A 19,134-nucleotide genomic window follows, 5' to 3' on the forward strand; every position below is an offset into this window, starting at 1 on the left:
GCCCTGCCCCTCCCCCTCTTCCGCCGGCTGTCGCGCCGCGTGGGGGACCTGAAGGGCGAGCGCCTGCGTCACACGTACCAGACGACGTTCTGGTACGCCTTCGGGCCGCCGGAGAACGTGGTGGAGGAGGTCATCCACACGCTCCGGCCCCGGGTGACGAAGGGGTGGAAGATTGCCGGCGTGGAGTGGTGGCTGTCGCGGATGCGGGCCACGGACGTGCGGGTGGACTTCCACCAGGACCGGGATGAGCGGCTGGCATTGGCGACGGGGAAGCTGGTGCACCCGGTGCGCTCGTCGGTGTTGTTCCTCAACCGAGTGCGGGGCGGCGCGCTGGCGGTGACGCGGGAGCTGCCGTCGGAGGGCAACCCGTCGCTCGCGCCGGACCGGCTGGAGGAGTTGACGTTGGTGGCGCCGCGTCCCAACCGGCTGGTGGTGTTCGACGGGACGCTGACGCACGGGGTGCTGGACGCGGACAACCAGGTCCCGGACGGGAAGCTGCCGGGGCCCTCGCGCGAGCGGCGCACGCTGGTGATGAACTGGTGGGGGCACCGTCCCACGGACGTGCCCACCTGGAGCGAGACGCGCTTCTACCGGGCGCTGGCGAGCTGACGGGCGGTTTCGCGCAGGCGGTGGGTGACGCGCTCGGCCCACTCGGGTTCGACCTCCATGCAGGCGGGGCGGCGGCCCAGGCGCAGGGCGGCGGAGGGCATGGAGCCGCTGCCGGCGAACGGATCCAACACGGTGTCGCCGGGGCGGCTCCAGGTGCGGACCAGGGGCTCCAGCACGGAGAAGGGCTTGTGGTGCGGGTGGCCGCCCCACTGCACGGCCTCCGCGTCATCGTCGTAGCCGCCGACGACGGCCCACACGGTGGGGGCGTCCCCGGGTGCGAGCGGCGGCGCGGGCGTGCGGGCGATGACGAGGGCGACCTCGTAGACGCGCAGCAGCTGCTCGTTGGCGTTCTTGTCGGTGGTGCGCTTGCCCCAGACGTATTCGCCGCGCAGGTGGGTGTAGCCCAGGTCGCGCGCGGCGGTGAGGATGGGCTCCTTGCCCAGGAGGTTGGTCCAGATGATGAGGGGCGCGTCGGGGGTGAGGTGCGCGGTGGCGCGCGAGAGCCAGGCCTCGGAGAAGACACGGTAGTCGCGCACGGACTCGAAGCGGACGATGGGGTTGCGGTCGATCTTCTTGTTCGCGCGGGCGTCGCGAAGGTCGCCGCCCTTGCGCCGCCGGGTGAGCAGGCAATAGGGCGGATCGGTGTGGAGCAGGGACGCGCGGGTGTCGCCGAGGGCAGCCCGGTAGCCCTCGGGCTCGCGCGCGTCGGCGCGGACGCAGCGCAGGGATTCGGGCGTGAGGTCGGAGGTCATCGTGTGGAGCCGCACCCTACCCGGCATGAGGGACGGGGCTGAGGGGATTCTGGCACGCTCGGTGGCCATGCGGATTCATCACACGGCGGCCCTGCTGGCCGGGCTGCTGCTCTCCGGGTGTCAGTCCGCGGGCGGCGGCCAGACCCGGCGGGAGTACCAGCAGACGCTGGATTCGGGCACGAATGCGTGCCGGCACAATCCTGCCTACTGCGCGGACATGGCCGTGCCCGCTGGGGTCCGCGCCACCGCGCAGGCCGGTGCCTCCGTGGCAGGGGCGCTGCAGGTCATGGATGCGGCGGCGGAGGCACGCCTGCGGGAGATCATGAAGGAGTGCGCGACCCAGGCGGACTGGGATGTAAACCTGCGGATGCTCGGTGGCAAGACGCCGACGGAAGAGCAGTGCCAGGAGCAGGTGGGAACGGACGCAAGCGGGGAGCCCATCACCCGGGCCATGCGGTGGGGCCAAGAGAAGCACGCTGTAGCCCTCCGCTGCGTTCAGGCACGCCTATCCGTCGAACGGCCAGGTGGATTCAGTTTGGAGCAACGGTACGGGTACGACATGGAGAAGGGAGCACTCAGATTGATCACCCGCGCTCAAGCTGAGGTGTGGCTTCGATCCGGACAGGCGGGCCAACTCCTGGGCACGCTTGTTCCAGATGTCGTCATCCATTTAGGAGATCCGTTGAAGGCCGAAGCTGTCTTCGACTTCAAGTTTCCTTGCCCCATCAGCAATCCCGCGAGATGGAGGCGTTATCCCCGCAGCCATCCCTACGCGGGGAAGCTGCAAGGCCAGATGTATCAGCAGGCTTTAGGAACCCGGCCCTGGCTTGTCGTCCCCATCCTTGGAGCAACACAGTGACGCGCTCTCATCCACGCATCAGGATTCGTGCAAGGCATGGAGGCATGCTTCTCCAGGATGGCTTCAGCATTACCTTCTACCTGGGCCACTCGCACCATGACATCACTCAGCAAATCGAGCACGCCCTGCATGTGTTTCAGCGCTCCATCGTTCCGGCGTCCCTGCGTTGGTATTGCGACTACGAAGGGGACTTCCACGAAATCAATAGTGCCGGGCGGAAGTTTTTGGAGGAGGAATTCCGCTCCCCACAATTTGCCCATATCCAGCTGGCGGATCATGTCCAGGGAGTTGGCGACTACCAATTCGTTTATGACGGTCAGTGGAGAGAGAACCCCAACGACCCGGATGCATCGCGGTTGTTGAGCACCGTCACCTTCTGGCTCCCCACTGAGTTCCTGGAGTCGCAAGGCCCACTCGCTGTCCACGAACTGGCGTTGAATCTCTCAGCAGGCCTGCCGTTTACCTCCGGGCACGCGGGCCTCGCATTCAATGCCCAGTTCGATCTCCTGGGCGTCGACGACCTGGTTCATCGCGAACGCCTGCGTCATCCGGGAATCGACGTTCCCGATGAGTCCGCATCCCTGCACCTGGAAAACCGCGTCCGTGGCATCCATTGGATGAACTTCCTGGGTCCTCCGGTGCTCGCGGAACTGGGCGGCGTGGATGCCCTCCGTGAAAGGCTCAAGAGTCCAGGCACGACCGTGCAGCCTCTTGCCGAGGAACGCGCGGTCATTGCCCTGGGCCCTGAACCCGACGCGGGCGATACGACGCGAAGCCCCGTGCTACCGGCCTACCGTGAACTGGCCCGCGTCCTGGAGCCCTGGATGTACTTCCAGGGTAACTCCCGTCCCTCCACGGATCCCGAAGCCCAACGTCGTTGGGAGCGCCGGTTCCTGGACTGAAACAGGCTTCAGGCTCAAGGGAATTTGAGGCCATTCCACTGCATCGCCCGGTTGCCCTCCACATCCGAGACGTTCAGTTGATAGCGGCCTGTCGGTGGGTTGTTCACGTCGAACTCCAAGACAACCTTTGCCTCGGCACCCGCTGTGATGGGCCCGGACTGGGCGGGCGGCATGGATTCCCATTTCTTTCCTTGCTGGTCCACCAGCACAGCCCTCCCGATGCGCCACGGCATCTTGTCGGCCGACCGCAATAACAACATCACTGCCAGTCGAGCTCCCGACGAGTACAAGTAGCTCTTTTCAACCAGCAGTAAGCAAGGCGGCTTGCAGTTCTGCTGCATCTCAACACGCAAGACCGCCAAGCCAGGAGGCTCCTCCGCGGACATCAGGAGCCCCCGGAGGCCAGGCTGTTCACCCTTCTCTCTCACGAATGAAGCGGATTCCTGTCGCAAGCGCTCCAGTTCCGTGCGCAGTTGCTGCACTTCCAGGCGGTATGACTCCGCCGAACGCGCTCGACGGTAGACTTCCACCTGTCTATCCACTGAGCCGGAATCCACGACCAGGGTCAATGACAGCCGCGAAGGAAGTGTCGAGCCCGCATCCTTGAAGGGAATGGACAACTTCAAGCTCCCCCCTTGCGGCAGGTCGTTGGACGGAATGAGCACGAGAACCGCACTCCCTGTGCTCACCCGCGCGAACTGCGCTCGCGATTCCAGGCTCACCTGGTCCTGCTGGATATCGGTATCAAAAAGCAGTGTCGTGCTGACCCCGGGTCCAATGTGGATGGGCAGCGCCCCCGTGTCCTCCGCTCCCACTTCAATGCGGAGCGCTCCCACCCCCTCTTTCTTGACGGGAGCAGCCGCCAGGGCACAGGTCGACCAGAGAAGAACTGGAAGCGCGACGAGCAGACAGGAGGGCACGGTGGGGAGGGCTCCTCGAACCGGGACAGCAGGGCCTTCCTTCTACCACGGGGCATTACGCGTGCCCGGCGCTTGATGATGACCCGTCTCCGTGAGTAGGCGGCGGTGAGACGAAGTGTCTAATCCGCGAGGGGGACGTTGAGACGCTTGACCGCTACCACGTCGATCATCTGGATCGGAACGTGACGGACTGTGGCGGTGTCCTCTGGGTAGCTCTTCACGTTCTGCGGCCAGCCGAGGCGACCGGTGTACCCGTTGATGAACTCCATGCAGATGGGGACGACCTCCCCATCAGGTAGGGTGGCCTCCGTGAAGAGAAACCGTGTGTTTCCCGGCGTGAACACCGCACGGCCCCGAACCTTCGTTCCTACCGGCAGCTTGCCTCTCGTCCGAGTGGTCCTATGGACCAAGCCTGAGATGGGTCCTTCACGGATCTCCATGTCACGACGCTCACTCTCTCGCAGATAGATCCCTTCCCACGGGACCTCTCCAGCTTCATTCAACGCCAGCATGGCCTCTTCGGCGCCCGGCGGGCACGGTTCGCTATCATCCCTGCGGGTGTTGGCATTGCCGCCCGCGCAGGACACACCTACGCAGGCCGCCACGGCCGCTCCGGCGATCTTCCGCATGACGCCCCCGTCTCGACGCAGGGGTTTCGCGGGCGCACTCGCGACCTCGGGCGGTGCGGACGGAGTCGGCTCCACCGGGGCGGAAGCTCCCGCATCCGGGGAAGAGGCCACCGCGAGCACGGCGGCATCGGGAAGACTCGGGGTTGGGGTCACGGACGAACTTCCTTTCTCAGACACAGGCGCTACGGCAGGTGGAGGACGGTCCGGCGTCTGCCGGACCAGTCCGAAGATCAAAAGACCCAACAGGAGTGCTCCCAGGCCGAGCACCGCCCCGGAACGGCGGCGCCGCTTTGGCGGCACCGAGGGCTCCACGGTGGAGGGCTGGCCCGACGGCTCTGTCGCACCGGATTCCGACTCCTTGGCGTTGCCAGGGTACTGCGACAGCAGCACCACGCCCCGGTCCAGGCCGGACGCGTCCGGATCCGCCGGGATGTCCAGGGACACCTTCCAGTCCGAGTGGCGCTTGTCCTTGGCCGCGTCCCAGAGCGCCTGCAGCAGCGTCTCCGTTCCCGAGTAACGGTCCTCGGGGCGCTTGGAGAGCAGCCGCATCGCGATGTCCGACAGGCTGGACGGAACCTTGGGGTTGATGTCCTTCGGGGCGCGCGGCACCACCGTCTCGATGGCGGGCAGCAACCGCTCGTAGGGCAGGCGCGGGTCGAAGGCGTAGCCGTCCGTCAGCGATTCGTAGAGCAGCGCGCCCAGTGCGTAGAGGTCCCCCGGGATGCCCGCGTCGAAGTTCGCGCCCGCCTTCCAGGAGCCCTCGCGCAGGAACGCCACGCACTCGGGCGGCAACAGGTGCGGAGACGCGGGCGCCACGCCCACCGTCAACGTGGAGGCGCCGGGGATGCGCGCGGTGCCCAGGTCGATGAGGATGGGCCGCTCGTCGGTGCGGCGGATGAGCAGGTTGTCTGCCTTGAGGTCGCGGTGATGCACGCCCCGGCGGTGGAGATCCGCCACCACCCGCACGACCTCCGTGTAGACGGTCAGCAGGTGCGCGGCGGAGGGCTTCACGCGCCAGCGCCACTCATGAAACGTCTCGCCGTCCACGAAGTCGGTGACGTGGAAGAGGTAGCCGTCCGGTGGCTCCGGCCAGCGATCCACGGCGTGCACGCGCGGCAGGTTGGGATGCGGCGCGCAGGCGAGCAGGCCCGCCACCTCCCGCGTGAGCCGCCCGTTGACGTCCTCTTCGTCCGCCGCATGCTGGTTCGCCGGCCGCAGCGCCAGCTTCAATGCGTAGACGTTCCCGCCCCGCTCCACCTTGAACACCCGGCCGAAGCCGCCCGCGCCCAGGAAGCCCACGATTCGCCACGGGCCGACGTGGTGACCGACTTCAAGCTGGTCCGGGTGGAGCGGTGTGTTCATGCCCCTGACTCAAGCCGTGACACAACCTGGGAGGTTGGGACAGCTTTCCAGCGGTTCAGGACCAGCGAGGGTGCCTTCCCTGCCACACCCCACCGCGGAGGTCGGATTCCCCGCAATCCGCGAGGGTGCCCGGCCGGCGACGGCGCGGACCCACTTGGCGGAACCACCCGGGGAGCGGTGTTCAATGCGGACAACCTCCGGGGTTGACCCTATCCGTCCGTGCGGGGCTGTCACGTTTTTTCGTGACGCAGCAGGAGGGTTGGACCTGAACGCGCGTCCAACCCGCCAGGGCGCCTGAGGGCCACGGGACGGGTGAAACAGGTCTCAACCGTCAGCCGTGACGGGAGGCCCTGTCTGGGATTGCTCGGGGGGACGGGCCGTCACCCGCCTTCGTCGGGCCCTTCGTCCGCTTCCGCCAGCGCGCGGGCGGCCTGCTCCCACTGGCCTCCCAGCCGGGCCTCGGAGGCCAGGGCTTCGTCCCAGGAGGGCCCGTCAGGCAGGAGCCGCGAGGCGTTCAGCAGCGCCAGCCGCTCCAGCGCCCGGGCCTCGCACAGCCTGCGCAGCCCCGGTCCGTCGAGCCCGCTCGCGGCGAGGAAGGCCTCGCGGCGTGACGCGCGGATCCCCCGCTCCTTCCACCACGCGGCCTCCTCCGCGGCGATCTCCTCCTCCGTCGCGGCGAGGCCCAGCGAGCGCGCCCAGCCCGCGAGCAGCGCGCGCCGCAGGCCCGCCTCCGCCCACGCCGCCGCGTCCGGCGCGCTTCGCAGCAGCTCCATCACGCGCCCGGAGTCCACGGGGCGCGGGCCCACGCGCGTCACGTCCTCCACCAGGCGCCGGCGCCGCACCAGCGAGGAGGGATTGCGCGGCACGCCGGGCCGCGGCGGCTCCGACTGGCTCACGAACTCCGCCGCCGAGCGGATGCACTCCATGGCGTCCAGCCGCTTGAGGTCCTCCACCCCGTTCGCGAACCAGGCGTCCCAGGCGTCGCGCACGGGCCCGGTCCACGCGGGCTCCACGGCCTCGCGGATCCGCGCCCAGGTGCGCTCCTGGTAGAAGACCGCCGCCGCCGCGTCCACCAGCGCCTGCGCGCCGGGGCGGCCCAGCACGCGCGCCTTGCGTGCCTGCTCCGCCGCGTGCCGCACGTTCACCAGGGGCACGGTGAGGGGACGCCAGCCGTGTTCGGCGTCCGCGTGCAGCAGCGCCACCTCCGAGTCATCCACCGCCACGCCGTCGCGATACCACCCGAAGATGCGGCCCACGCCCACCATGCCCTGCCCGGCCAGCTCCGCGGCGCGCAGCGCGCCCATGCTGCCGCCGCCGAACACGGCCACGCCCGCCTCCATCGCCGCGAGCAGCTCGTGGTGCCACACGGAGGGCTGCGCCTCGAAGACGCCGTCCACCAGCACCAGGGCCCGGGGCTTGAGCGACAGCGCCCGCCACACGTCGCCCTGCCGCGCGGGAGGCAACACCGTGCACGGCGCGATCCTCCGCGCCTCCGCCTCCGGCAGCGAGGGCCCCAGGAACACCACCAGGTCGTCCGACCGCCGTTTCACAGGAGCTCCGAGACGCGCATGCCCGCCACCACCACCTTCCACACGTGCAGCCCGGGCACCGGCGCGTCCAGCGCCACGCCGGCCACCCGTGTGAAGCCCGCGCCGTCCAGCAAGGACAGCACCGTGCGCACCTTCGCCGCCGCGCTCTTCGACCGCCGGTCCGTCACGTCCGGCATCGCGTCCACCGCGCGGCGCGGCCGCACCTCCGCCAGGGCCTGGGCGAACCCCAGCGACGCCTCGCGGTCCGCCGCCGCCACGTCCTCACGGGCGCCGTGGATGTCCGTCAGCCGCGACTGCGCGGCCTCCAGCAGCGCCTTGTGCAACGCCTCGTCCCGGTCCAGCGCGCACGCATAGCCGGCCGTGAGGGGCACCGGCCCCTCGTCCGCGTCCACCAGCACCGCCGCCGCCACCGGCAGCCCCACCCGGCCCCGCGTCCGAGGCGCTGGTGTCACGTCGAAGAGGTAGGCGCGAAACCCTCGGGCCTCCAGCGTCTCTCGCAGCTCGGCCGTGCGCGGCGCCCCGTCCTCCAGGCGCTCCGGCCGCAGCATGCGCCCCACCACGCCCTCCTCCGACCAGCCCTCCGGCAACGCCCGCGCCAGCTGGTCGCGTTCCGTGGCCTCCAGCAGCGCGTGCAGCAGCGCCGGCTCCGGCTCCGGATGCGCCCCGGAGCCATTCGTCGTCCAGGCCACCGACAGCGGCCCCAGCTCCACCGTCCCCGAAGGCGGGCAGTACACGCCCTGCGCCGGCACCCAGACGCGCTCGTCCCCGTCCAGCGTCCGCGCCTCGCACCAGGCCAGCCGCACCGCCGGCCCCGCGAGCCTCGGCGCCATCACCGCCCCCGCCGACCCTAGCGCCTCCACGCCCCAGACCGTGTCGCCTGCCCGCTCCAGCTCCGCCTGGGAACCCCAGCGCAGCCGCTCCGGCCGGACCGTCTCCGCCGCCCACAGCTCCGCCGTCTCGAAGAGCGCCCCCCGGGCCGCGGCCTCGAAGGTGAGCCCCTTGCCGTTACATACCTGGAGCACGTGTCCACCCGGACGCACCGCGCAGGCGACCTCCACGCCGGTGCGGTCCAGGCCGGTCACCCGGGCGACCCGGGTGACCCCCAGGCCACGGGCCAGGGCATCGAGGAAGGCGGGGGAGAGAGGATCCGTCAAGGCAGGCGACACGGCGCGGCACCTTGCCAGATTCCGGGGGGAGCGGACACCCGGCGCGGCGCGGCATGGGATGGCGGGGAAAACGTGGTAGGGGAAGGGCAACTCCCGCCGTTGGGGATGGAGCACGCATCGAATGATTGCCGTCGGAGACCTCGCACCTGACTTCGCCGCGACCGACTGCCATGGGCAGACCGTGCGCCTGTCGGAGCTGCGAGGCCGGCGCGTCGTGCTCTTCTTCTTCCCGCGCGCCTTCACCGTGGGCTGCACCATCGAGAACAGGGCGTTCCGGGACAACCACGAGCGGATCCGCGCGCTGGGCGCGGAACTGGTCGGCGTCTCCGTGGACACGCTCACCACCCAGTGCGACTTCGCCGAGCAGGAAGGCATCCACTTCGCCCTCCTGGGGGACGACGAGCGGCGGATCAGCCGCGCCTGGGGCGTGCTGTGGCCCGTCCTCAACATCGACCGGCGCGTCACCTTCATCATCAGCGCGGACGGCACCGTCGAGCACGTCATCCACCACGAGGTGCGCGTCTACCGCCACCTGGACGACGTGCTGAAGTACCTCCAGGCCCACCCCGCCCCGGGCGGCGACACCGCCTCCGCCTGAGGGCTTCGCGCCCGCCTGCCTGCCCGGTACCGGACGTCTCCTGTCCGGCCTCCAGGGCGAAATGCGGGCTGGAAAATAACCTTCCGCCCCCTGGAGGGTTGGAGCCCCTGTGAGCGGACGGGTCCTAGGACTGGTGCGGCCCGGTGGGGCCGTGAGCGCTCTCTCGGACGAGGCCCTGTGCGGGGCCTTCCTCGCGGGGGACGCGGCGGCATTCGGCCAGCTCTTCGAGCGGCACCGGGGCCTCGTCTTCTCGCTGATGCGCCGCTACACCGTGAGCGCGGAGGACGCGGCGGACCTGACGCAGCAGGCGTTCCTCCGGGCCCTGGAGGCGTCACGACGGGTGTTCGCGCGCTTCACCCCCACGACGCCCACGCCGCTCCGTTCGTGGCTGGTGCGGGTGGCGCTCAACCTGGCGAAGAACCACGCGCGCCAGGGAGTGCGGTGGCGGCCGGTGCTGGTGACGGCGGCGGTGGATGACCTCGCGGCGGATCCGGGCGAGGGCGCGGAGGCGTCGCTGGAGCGCACCCAGCGGGGACAGCGGGTGCGTCAGGCGGTGCTGGCCCTGCCCCGCCGTCAGCGCGAGGTGCTGACGCTGCGGGTGGACGGCGGACTGCCGTTCAAGGACATCGCCGAGACGCTGGGCATCACGGAGAACAACGCGAAGGTGCAGTTCCACCACGCGGTGAAACGCTTGAAGGCCGACGTGGCCGGGGAGACGCAGTGATGGGTGCGTGCGTGGAATACGAGGAGCAGGCGAGCCTCCACGCCGCGGAGGCGCTGGAGGGCGAGGAGGCCACGCGCTTCCAGGCCCACCTGGAGTCCTGCGCGGCCTGCCGGGCGGAGGTGGCCTCCGCGCGCGAGGTGCTGGGGCTGGTGGCGCTGCCGCCCCAGACGCCCGTGGAGGTGCGCGCGCAGGAGGGCCTGGGCTCCAGGACCCTGGCGGCCTGGCGCCGGGAACAGTCGCGCCGGGGCATGAGCCGCCGGGCGCTGGGTTCGCTCGCGGCGGTGGCGGCGGTGGTGGCACTGATGCTGGGGCCGTCCGCGCTGGAGCGGCTCAAGGCGCCCCACTCGACCGCGGCGCCGGACACCGTGCGGACGGCGAGCACCCGCGACGACGTGGACGCGGAGACGCTGGCCGCCTTCGAGGCGTGGGCCGGTTTGGATCCGCTGGAGGATGACGGTTCGGGCTACGGCGTGGACGAGGACCTGACGTGGGAAGGCGACGACGCCGACCTGGATGGGGACTACGACCTGGGAGAGACACTGTGAAGACGATGAAGCGGATGACCCTGGCCCTCGCGTTCGCGCTGCCGGTGATGGCGCTGGCGCAGCCCGTGGCGAGGGAGCCTGGAGAGCGCGACCCCGACCGCATGGCCCGGGCCGAGCAGCGGCAGCGGCTGCGGCAGGTGCTGGAGCTGGCGGACACGCTGGAGCTGGACAGCGCGCAGGCCCTGAAGATGGATGAGACGCTGCGCCGCTTCGAGGACCGCCGACGCCCGCTGCGCGAGCAGGTGCGGGACTCGGCGCGCATCCTCCACCAGGCGGCACGCGGCGACAGCGCGGCGCTGGGACAGGTGGACGCGGCGGCGCAGAAGGCCTTCGACGCCCGGGCGCAGATCGCCGCGCTGGACCGGGAGCTGTACCAGGCGCTCGCCAAGGACCTGTCCCCGCAGAAGCGCGCGCGGCTGGCCATGGTCATGGCGCGCTCCGAGGGCGCGAGGGGGATGAAGGCCAAGGGACTGAAGGAACCGCGCGGCGACTGAGCCGCCCCGCCCGGGAGTCGGAGGCGGACAGGCGGGCACGGGGGGAAGTCATCCCCGGGGGCCATCCCCAACGTCATGGCATCGACCGTGTCCCTTCCCCGGGGATGCGTCCATCCTCCTGGAGGCCGCCATGCGTCTGCTGTCCCGTGTCCTTCCCGTGCTCGTGAGCCTGGGGCTCGCGTCCTGCGCGGGCGTCAAGGTCGGCACCAACTACGACCCCGCCGCGGTCCAACGCATCGATGAGTTCCGCACCTATGCGTGGCTGGCGCATCCCCAGCGGACGAAGGACACGCGCATCAACAACGACATCACCGAGGCCCAGGTGACGGAGGCGGTGGATCGCGACCTCCAGGCCCGCGGCTACCGGAAGGTGGACGCGAGCGCGAACCCGGACTTCCTCATCGGCTGGCAGGGCGCCATCGACACGCGGCTGTCCGCGGAGACGGTGGACAACTACTGGGGCTACCCGTGGGATCCGTTCTGGGGTTCGTACTACGGGCCCTCGGAGACGTACGTGCGCCAGTACGACGTGGGCACGCTCATCGTGGACGTGGTGGACGCGAGGGAGAAGCGGCTCGTCTGGCGCGGCACGGCCCAGGCGAACCTGGGCGACAGCCCGAGCATCCAGGGCAACGGCGGCAGGATTGAGAAAGGCGTGGAGAAGATGCTGGAGAAGTTCCCGCCCAAGCCGGAGAAATCGTAGTCGCTCTTTTCAGCGCGCGCGCCGCCACGCCCGCGTCAGCAACAGGCCGCCCAGCACGCCGCCCACGCCCAGCAGCACCAGCAGCAGCGCGAGCCAGAGGAACACGCGGTCCACCAGCGGCCCCAGCCGGTCGAACGCGTGGTCCACCCAACCGCGCGCCAGGCCGTCCAGCTGCTGGAGCGTGGCCACGCGCTCGTCGTGCAGCGCGTCCACCACCGCCTGACGCTCGCGCCCCACGTCCGCGAACACCGCCTGCCGCTCGCCGGTGACGAACTCCTGGAGGCCCAGGCGTTCGCCGTGCAGCGCGCCCAGCACCGCGCGGCGTTCACGTTCGATGAGCGCGGGCGTGTTCGCGGCCACCGCGCCCACGCGGTCCAGCAGGTCCACCGTGCGCCCCAGCTCCGCCAGCACGGCTTGGACGGTGGGGGCGTGCATCGCGTCGGTCGCGACCAACTCCGCCTGCCAGCGCGCCTGCCGGGGCAGGCTGGTCGCGTAGAGGTCCACGCGCGCGGTGAGGTCGCGCGTGTCCTCGATGAGGCTGGCGGCCGTGGACCGCAGGCCTCCCCCCGTCACATTCGTGAGCGACGCCAGCAGGGCCGTGGTGGATTCGCGCGTGACCAGCGGTCCGGTCAGCGGGTGCTCAGCGGCCCAGGCGTGCACCCTGTCGCGGTCCTGGGTCACGTCCTCGCGGCCGGTGACCTCGCGCCACTCGGTCTCCAGCTGGGATTCCAATCCCACCAGCGAATCATGGGCCTGCGACACCAGCTCCGGCGAGGCGCCCACGGCGGTGCGTGGCAGGGACTCCTCCAGCTGGGCCAGCAGCGTCCACGTGTCGATGAGCGCGGCCACCGGATCCGGCTTGAAGAGCGTGCTCTGCACGGCGGGCACCGCGTTGGCCTTGAACCGCAACATGGCCGCGGCCACGGAGGGTGAACCGGAGCGCAGGGCCAGGTCGTCCGCCAGGGCCTCGATCAATCCGGAGAAGCGCCGGGCCAGGTCCCGCACCCGCGTGCGCATCACCGCCACGGACAGGTCGGACCGTCCCACGCGCGTGGCCAGCTCCGAGCGCCGCGGCTCCAGCGACGCGCACCCGGCGCTCAGCGCCGCGAGCAGCACCACGGTCACGACGCGCGTGGAAGGAAGGACCGGAGCCATGGGCCGGGACCCAAGCTGCGCACGCCCACCCCGTCCTCCGAGCGAGCCCCGGGGGCGACGCCACCGTCATGGGCCTGACGAACACCGCGACGCCGGCGCACGGGCCCCGGGGGCGAAGCCTCCACCGTGAGGCCAGGGCACGCGCATCCGGCGACGCGCGTGCCCTGGCGGGGTGTCACTTCTCCGCGAGCGCCTTGTCGATGGCGGCCTTCAGCTCCGGGCTGTCAGGCGTGACGCTGCTGGGGAACGCGGCCTTCACCTGGCCGTCCTTGCCCACCACGTACTTGTGGAAGTTCCACTTGGGCTCGCCGTGGTCCCTGGCGAGGAACGCGTAGACGGGGGACTGGCCCTCGCCCTTCGTCTTCACCTTCTCGAACATGGGGAAGGAGACCTTGAAGCGCAGCTCGCAGAACTTCGCGATCTGCTCGGAGGTGCCCGGCTCCTGTCCACCGAAGTCGTTGGACGGGAAGCCCAGGACGACCACGCCCTTGTCCTTGTAGCTGTCGTAGAGCGCCTGGAGGCCCTTGTACTGCGGCGTGTAGCCGCACTCGGACGCGGTGTTCACGACGAGGGCGACCTTGCCCTGGAAGTCCGACAGCTTCTCGGGCTTGCCGTCGAGCCGGTTGGCGGACAGCTGGTGGAAGGACATGGCTTTCTTCTCGGTCTTGTCCGCGGCGGAAGCCGCCGTGGAGAGGGAGAGCACCGTCGCGACGGTGAACAGCAGTGGGGTTCGCATGGCGCGAGCAGGATGCCGCAAGGCGTTCATCGTTTCACCGTCCCCGCGCGGCGACGCGCGTCCTGGGTTCTTCAGTGGAAAAAACCGTCTTGAGCACGCGCCCCGTGGGCGTCTTGAGCTTCGCCACCTCGCGCGGCGTGCCCGCGCCCACGATGCGGCCTCCGCCCTCGCCACCCTCCGGCCCCAGCTCCACCACGTGGTCCCCCGCGGCGATGACCGACGGGTGGTGCTCGATGACCACCAGCGTGTCGCCCCGGTCCACCAGCCGGCCCAGGAACGTGATCAGCTTCTCCACGTCGCCCAGGTGCAGGCCCGTGGTGGGCTCGTCCAGCACGTACAGCGTGGGCTCGTGGCGGGACGTGGCGGTCAGCTCCGCGGCCAGCTTGAGCCGCTGCGCCTCGCCGCCGGACAGGGTGTTGGAGCCCTGTCCCAGCTGCAGGTAGCCCACGCCCAGGTCCGCCAGGCACTCCAACGGCGCCGCGACCTTGGGCAGCGAGCGGAACACGTCCTTCGCCTCGTCCGCGGACAGGCGCAGCACGTCGCCCACGGTGAGCCCGTGGTAGCGCACCTCCAGCGTGGCGGCGTCGAAGCGCGCCCCGTTGCAGGCCTCGCACGGCGTGACGACGTCCGGCAGGAAGGACATCTCATGGGAGATGGCGCCCTGCCCTTCGCACACCTTGCAGCGGCCACCCGCCGCCGTGTTGAAGGAGAAGCGCGCGGGGCCGAAGCCGCGGATCTTCGCCTCGGGCGTGGCCGCGAACACGCGGCGCAATTCATCCCAGATGCCCAGGAACGTCGCCGGCACGGAGCGCGGCGTGCGGCCAATGGGCGACTGATCCACCGACAGCACCCGCTTGATGGACTCCGTGCCCTTGAGCGAGTCGAACGCTCCGGGCTTCGACGTGACGAGCCCCAGCTTGTCGCGCAGCGCCGGGTAAAGCACCTGCCGGATGAGCGTGCTCTTGCCGGAGCCCGACACGCCGGAGACGACGTTGAGCCGTCCCACCGGAAGCTTGAGGTCCACGCGCTGGAGGTTGTTCGCGCGCGCGCCGTTCAGCTCCACCCACGCCTTCGGCTCACCCCGCCCCGAAGGAGGCCGCACCTGCGCGGCCCGCAGCGCCAGCGCGGTGGGCGAGTCCGACTCCAGCACCACGTCCGGCGTGCCCTCCGCCAGGATGTGGCCGCCGCCCCGGCCGCCCGTGGGCCCCAGGTCCAGCAGGTGATCCGCGGCGCGGATGGTGTCCGAGTCATGCTCCACCACCAGCACCGTGGAGCCCGTCTCCACCAGCGCGCGCAGGTTGTCGAGCAGCCGGTGCGTGTCGCGCGGGTGCAGGCCGATGGTGGGCTCGTCCAGCACGTACATCGCGCCGGTGAGGCCCGCGCCCAGCTGCGCGGACAGCCGCAGCCGCTGCATCTCACCGCCGGACAGCGTGGCGGCGTTGCGGTCCAGGGACAGGTAGCCCAGGCCCACGCGCTCCAGGAACTCCAGGCGCCGCAGCATCTCCTGCCGCGCCGTCTCACCCAGGAGCGCCCGGTCGCCCTTGAGCTTCCAGGTGCGCACGCGCGCGAGCGTGGCCGTCACCGACGCCTGCACCACCTCGTGGTAGCGCGCGCCCTCCAGCCGCACCGCGCGCGGCACCGGGGACAGTCGCGTGCCCCTGCACGTGCGGCACGGGGCCGTCTCGCCCTCGGCCATCGCGGAGGCGCCGCCCTCCACGCCGGTGCCCTCGCACAACTCACAGCGGCCCTGCTTCGTGTTGAAGGAGAACCAGCGGGGGTCCAGTTCCGGCACGGCGGCGCCGCACTTCGGGCACGTGCGCTCGCTGGACAGCAGCGTCTCCGCCTTGCCCGTGCGCAGCTTCACGGCGCCCTTGCCCCAGTTGAGTGACGACTCGAACACCTCGCGCGGCAGCTTCGCGAGCTTGCCCTCGTACATCACGAGGTCGATGTCGTGCTCCTTCGTCTTCGTCAGGCGCGGCGGGTTGTCCGTGGACGCCAGCTCCCCGTCCACGATGGCCTGGGTGATGCCCGCGCGCGCCGCCGCGGTGAAGACATCCAGGTACGTGCCCTTGCGAGCGCGCACCGCGGGCGCCAGCACCTGTCCCTCGCCCTTCGTCGCCAGCACCTGCGCGTAGAGCGCCGCGGGTGTGGTGGCGCCAATGGGCGTGTCGTCGTTCGGGCAGTGCGGCTCGCCGATCTTCGCGTACATGAGGCGCAGGTAGTGGGCCACCTCGGTGACGGTGGCCACGGTGCTGGTGGCCCCCGCGCGCGACGTGCGCTGCTCCAGCGCCACGGTGGGCGGGATGCTGCTGATGCGCTCCACGTCCGGGCGCGGCAGCGTGGGCAGGAACTGCCGGGCGTACGGCGTCAGCGTCTCCAGGAAGCGGCGCTGGCCTTCCGCGAAGACGACGTCGAACACCAGCGAGCTCTTGCCGGAGCCACTGGGCCCCGTCACCACCGTCATCTTCCCCAGGGGAATCCGGCAGGACACGTCCTTGAGGTTGTGCTCGCGCGCGTGCTCCACCTCGATGGCGGGCGGAGCCTCCTTCCCCGGACGGCGCAGCTTCACCGCCTTCGCCAGCGGCTTGCCCTCGCCCCGGAGCGCGGCGGCGGTGGCGCTGCCCTGCATCTTCGCCACGTCCGCGGGCGTGCCCTCCGCCACCAGCCGGCCACCGTCGCGGCCACCCTTGGGCCCCAGGTCGATGATCCAGTCCGAGCCCTTCATCACCGACACGTCGTGGTCCACCACGAGCACGCTCGCGCCCCGGTCCACCAGCGCGTGCAGCGACGCCATCACGTGGCGCACGTCCTCCGCGTGGAGGCCGGCGCTCGGCTCGTCGATGAGGAACAGCGTGCCCTTCGCGTCGCTCGCCAGCGCGCGCGCCAGCTTGAGCCGCTGCGCCTCGCCGCCGGACAGCGTGGACAGGGGCTGGCCCAGGGGCAGGTAGCCCAGGCCCAGCCGCTGCGCCGGTCCCAGCGTGCGCTTCAATGCGGAGTCGTCGCCGAAGTGCTGGAGCACCTCGTCCACCGTCATCTCCAGCACCTGCGCCACGCTGAAGCCCTGGTGGCGGACGGCGAGCACCTCCTCCTTGAAGCGCCGGCCCCGGCACACCGCGCACAAGAGGGCCACGTCCGCGAGGAACTGCATCTCCACCGTCTCGTAGCCTTCACCCGCGCAGGCCTCGCAGCGGCCCTTGTCCACGTTGAAGGAGAAGTGCGCGGACGTCAGGCCCCGCACCTCCGCGTCGGGCTCGGACGCGAAGCGCTCGCGCAGCCGGTCCCACGCCTTGGTGTACGTGGCCGCGTTGCCGCGCGACGTGCGCCCCAGCGGGGACTGGTCCACGAAGGTGATGGCCTCCACCTGCGCCCCACCCTCCACCGCCGCCACGTCGCCGGGGGCCTCCACGTCCTTCTCGCCCAGCCCGCGCGCCAGGTGCCGGTAGAGCACCTCGTCCATCAGCGTGCTCTTGCCGGAGCCGCTGGGGCCGGTGATGGCGCACAGCACGCCCAGCGGCACGCGCACGGACACGTTCTTGAGGTTGTGCTCGCGCGCCTCGCGGATGACGATCTCTCCCGTGCGAGTGCGCGGCGTGCGCGGCGCCTCCGTGCCGCCGGACAGCATGCGGCCGGTGGGCAGGTCCTGCCGCTTCGCCAGCGCCTCCGGGGTGCCGTCGAAGCAGAGCTTGCCGCCCTGGCGTCCCGCGCCCGGGCCCAGCTCCAGCACGCGGTGCGCGGAGCGGATGACCAGCGGATCATGCTCGATGACCAGCGCGATGTTGCCCCGGTCCGCCAGCTCCGCGATGGCCTCCGTGAGCGGCGGCACGTCCCCCGGGTGCAGGCCCACGGTGGGCTCGTCCAGCACGAAGAGCGCGCCCGTCAGCGACGTGCCCAGCGCCGCGGTCAGCGACACGCGCTGCGCCTCGCCGCCGGACAGCGTGCGCGCGGGCCGGTCCAGCGTGAGGTAGCCCAGGCCCACGCGCTGGAGGTAGCGCAGGCGCGCGGACAGCTCACGCCGCGCCAGGTCGCCCTGCCCCGTGAGCGTCTTCAGCGCATCCAACCGGCTCAGCGCGTCCGTCAGCTCCAGCCCGTGCCAGCCCGGCAGGTCCAGCCCGCCCACGCGCCACGCGCGGGCCTGCTCGTTGAGCCGCGCACCACCGCAGGCGTGACAGAGCGTGTACGCGCGGTAGCGCGCCAGCAGCACGCGCACGTGCATCTTGTACGTGCGCCCCTCCATCCACCGGAACCACGCGCGCACGCCCGGATAGACGCGGCCACCGTCGTATTCACCCTCGCCCTGGAGCACCGACTCGCGCTGCGCGTCGGTGAGCTTCTCCCACGGCTTGTCGAAGGGGATGCCCTTCTGCCGGCAGTAGCGCTGGAGCATCTCCCGCTCCCAGCTGGTGGACTGCCCGGACCACGGGCGGATGGCGCCCTGCGCGAGGCTCAGCGTCGGGTTGGGGATCACCTTCCCCCAGTCGATGCCGATGGTGCGTCCGAAGCCCCGGCAGGGCGCGCACGCCCCCACCGGGCTCTGGTAGCTGAAGAGGCCCGGCCGCGCGGGCTCGAACTCACGCGCGCACTTCGGGCACACCAGGCCCCGGCGCAGCCGCTTCGGCGCGGCCTCTGGAATGAAGAGCAGCGCCTCGCCGTCCGCGCGCGCCCACGCGTCCTCCAACGCCTGCGTGACGCGGGACAGGTTCGCGTCCGTCAGCTTCACCCGGTCCACCACCACCTGCGCGATGCCCGCGGGGTCGGTGGCCTCGCCCGGCTTGAGCGTCTCCAGCTCCTTCACCTCGCCCTGCACCATCAGCCGGTGGTAGCCGTCCTTCAGCAGGCGGGCGCGCGCGTCCAGGAACGCGGACGTGTCCGGGATGCGCACGGGGTAGGTGAAGACGCCCTGGGCTTCCGGGTGCTCGCGCAGGGCGGCCCGGGCGGCCACGCGCGCGTCGGTGCGCACCGCTTCCAGGCCACAGTCCGGACACACCGGCATGGCCTCCCGGGTGAAGAGCGCGGACAGGTAGGGCTCCACGTCCGCCAGCGTCGCCACCGTGGAGCGCGAGCTCTTCACCGGCGCGCGGCGATCCACCGCGACGCCCGCGGCCACCGGCTCCAGCGCGTCCATGGGCGGCCGCTCCAGCCGCTCGAGGAACTGCCGGGCATACGGGCTGAAGCTCTCCACGAAGCGCCGCTGGCCCTCCGCGTAGAGCGTGTCCAGCGCGAGGCTCGATTTGCCGCCTCCGGACACGCCGGTGACGCAGACGAACTCTCCTTCGGAGAGGTCGACGGACAGATCCTTGAGGTTGTGGGTGCGGGCGCCGACGAGGTGGGTCTTGTGCATGCCGGCCGGAGGTTTAACGACCGGACACTCGCGCGCCAATCACAACGTGACGGCCAACATCATACCGCCCGGGTGGGTTGGGTGGTGAGCGG

General features: G+C 70.9%; 16 protein-coding genes. 8 read left to right on the forward strand and 8 right to left on the reverse strand.

Translation table 11 applies throughout. From position 1 onward, the window contains the following. The coding region (locus D7W79_RS20815) for a 2OG-Fe(II) oxygenase (RefSeq protein ID WP_244221877.1) at positions 1 to 609 on the forward strand (609 nt) is incomplete at its 5' end. Here the strand turns inward: D7W79_RS20815 and D7W79_RS20820 are convergent. Further along, a complete protein-coding gene (locus D7W79_RS20820; protein ID WP_120527134.1) occupies positions 588 to 1,361 on the reverse strand; it encodes a DNA-methyltransferase in 774 nt (257 codons plus the stop codon). The two genes, D7W79_RS20815 and D7W79_RS20820, sit on opposite strands and share 22 nt — an antisense overlap. Before the next feature lie 67 nt (positions 1,362 to 1,428). On the opposite strand from D7W79_RS20820, the gene D7W79_RS43265 reads away from it, so the two are divergent. Next, a complete protein-coding gene (locus D7W79_RS43265; protein ID WP_208729787.1) occupies positions 1,429 to 2,220 on the forward strand; it encodes a hypothetical protein in 792 nt (263 codons plus the stop codon). A gap of 44 nt (positions 2,221 to 2,264) precedes the next feature. Beyond that, positions 2,265 to 3,122: a DUF3396 domain-containing protein gene (locus D7W79_RS20825; protein ID WP_158617010.1), complete on the forward strand. Its 858-nt coding sequence runs from the start codon at positions 2,265 to 2,267 to the stop codon at positions 3,120 to 3,122. Positions 3,123 to 3,136: 14 nt separating this feature from the next. Here D7W79_RS20825 and D7W79_RS20830 read toward each other — a convergent pair whose 3' ends face one another. The 4 genes from D7W79_RS20830 to D7W79_RS20845 form a co-directional block, all read right to left on the reverse strand. After that, positions 3,137 to 4,042, reverse strand: coding sequence for a DUF2381 family protein (locus tag D7W79_RS20830; RefSeq protein ID WP_120527136.1), 906 nt, complete (start codon positions 4,040 to 4,042; stop codon positions 3,137 to 3,139). A gap of 119 nt (positions 4,043 to 4,161) precedes the next feature. Next, entirely contained in the window at positions 4,162 to 6,033 is a 1,872-nt protein-coding gene (locus D7W79_RS20835) for a serine/threonine protein kinase (protein WP_120527137.1), read from the reverse strand. A gap of 380 nt (positions 6,034 to 6,413) precedes the next feature. Continuing rightward, positions 6,414 to 7,583 (reverse strand): TfuA-like protein, encoded by a 1,170-nt coding sequence (locus D7W79_RS20840; protein ID WP_120527138.1) that lies wholly within the window; start codon positions 7,581 to 7,583, stop codon positions 6,414 to 6,416. Then, positions 7,580 to 8,749 carry a YcaO-like family protein gene (locus D7W79_RS20845; RefSeq protein ID WP_244221878.1) on the reverse strand — a complete coding sequence of 390 codons (1,170 nt, stop codon included), beginning with the start codon at positions 8,747 to 8,749 and terminating at the stop codon, positions 7,580 to 7,582. Before D7W79_RS20845 ends, D7W79_RS20840 begins: the two co-directional genes overlap by 4 nt. Positions 8,750 to 8,870: 121 nt before the next feature. On the opposite strand from D7W79_RS20845, the gene D7W79_RS20850 reads away from it, so the two are divergent. The 5 genes from D7W79_RS20850 to D7W79_RS20870 all read left to right on the forward strand — a co-directional run bounded on the left by D7W79_RS20850 (position 8,871) and on the right by D7W79_RS20870 (position 11,813). Continuing rightward, a complete protein-coding gene (locus D7W79_RS20850; RefSeq protein WP_120527140.1) occupies positions 8,871 to 9,347 on the forward strand; it encodes a peroxiredoxin in 477 nt (158 codons plus the stop codon). 151 nt (positions 9,348 to 9,498) lie between these two features. Then, positions 9,499 to 10,071 carry an RNA polymerase sigma factor gene (locus tag D7W79_RS20855; protein ID WP_120527141.1) on the forward strand — a complete coding sequence of 191 codons (573 nt, stop codon included), beginning with the start codon at positions 9,499 to 9,501 and terminating at the stop codon, positions 10,069 to 10,071. Next, positions 10,071 to 10,616, forward strand: coding sequence for a zf-HC2 domain-containing protein (locus tag D7W79_RS20860; RefSeq protein ID WP_120527142.1), 546 nt, complete (start codon positions 10,071 to 10,073; stop codon positions 10,614 to 10,616). Before D7W79_RS20855 ends, D7W79_RS20860 begins: the two co-directional genes overlap by 1 nt. A gap of 5 nt (positions 10,617 to 10,621) precedes the next feature. After that, positions 10,622 to 11,110, forward strand: coding sequence for a hypothetical protein (locus tag D7W79_RS20865; protein WP_120527147.1), 489 nt, complete (start codon positions 10,622 to 10,624; stop codon positions 11,108 to 11,110). A 130-nt stretch (positions 11,111 to 11,240) separates the two neighbouring features. Further along, positions 11,241 to 11,813: a DUF4136 domain-containing protein gene (locus tag D7W79_RS20870; protein WP_120527143.1), complete on the forward strand. Its 573-nt coding sequence runs from the start codon at positions 11,241 to 11,243 to the stop codon at positions 11,811 to 11,813. Positions 11,814 to 11,822: 9 nt separating this feature from the next. Here the strand turns inward: D7W79_RS20870 and D7W79_RS20875 are convergent, their stop codons facing one another. The 3 genes from D7W79_RS20875 to uvrA all read right to left on the reverse strand — a co-directional run bounded on the left by D7W79_RS20875 (position 11,823) and on the right by uvrA (position 19,042). Beyond that, on the reverse strand, positions 11,823 to 12,968 hold the full coding sequence (locus D7W79_RS20875) for a chemotaxis protein (RefSeq protein WP_120527144.1): 1,146 nt from the start codon (positions 12,966 to 12,968) through the stop codon (positions 11,823 to 11,825). Positions 12,969 to 13,143: 175 nt separating this feature from the next. Next, positions 13,144 to 13,704, reverse strand: a complete 561-nt coding sequence (locus D7W79_RS20880) for a glutathione peroxidase (RefSeq protein ID WP_171435389.1) — start codon at positions 13,702 to 13,704, stop codon at positions 13,144 to 13,146. A 34-nt stretch (positions 13,705 to 13,738) separates the two neighbouring features. Beyond that, complete coding sequence (gene uvrA, locus D7W79_RS20885; RefSeq protein WP_120527145.1) at positions 13,739 to 19,042, reverse strand: excinuclease ABC subunit UvrA; 5,304 nt, start codon at positions 19,040 to 19,042, stop codon at positions 13,739 to 13,741. Positions 19,043 to 19,134: the final 92 nt, after the last annotated feature.

Origin of the sequence: Corallococcus exercitus (genome assembly GCF_003611585.1) — a bacterium.
Classification (GTDB): Bacteria; Myxococcota; Myxococcia; order Myxococcales; family Myxococcaceae; genus Corallococcus; species Corallococcus exercitus.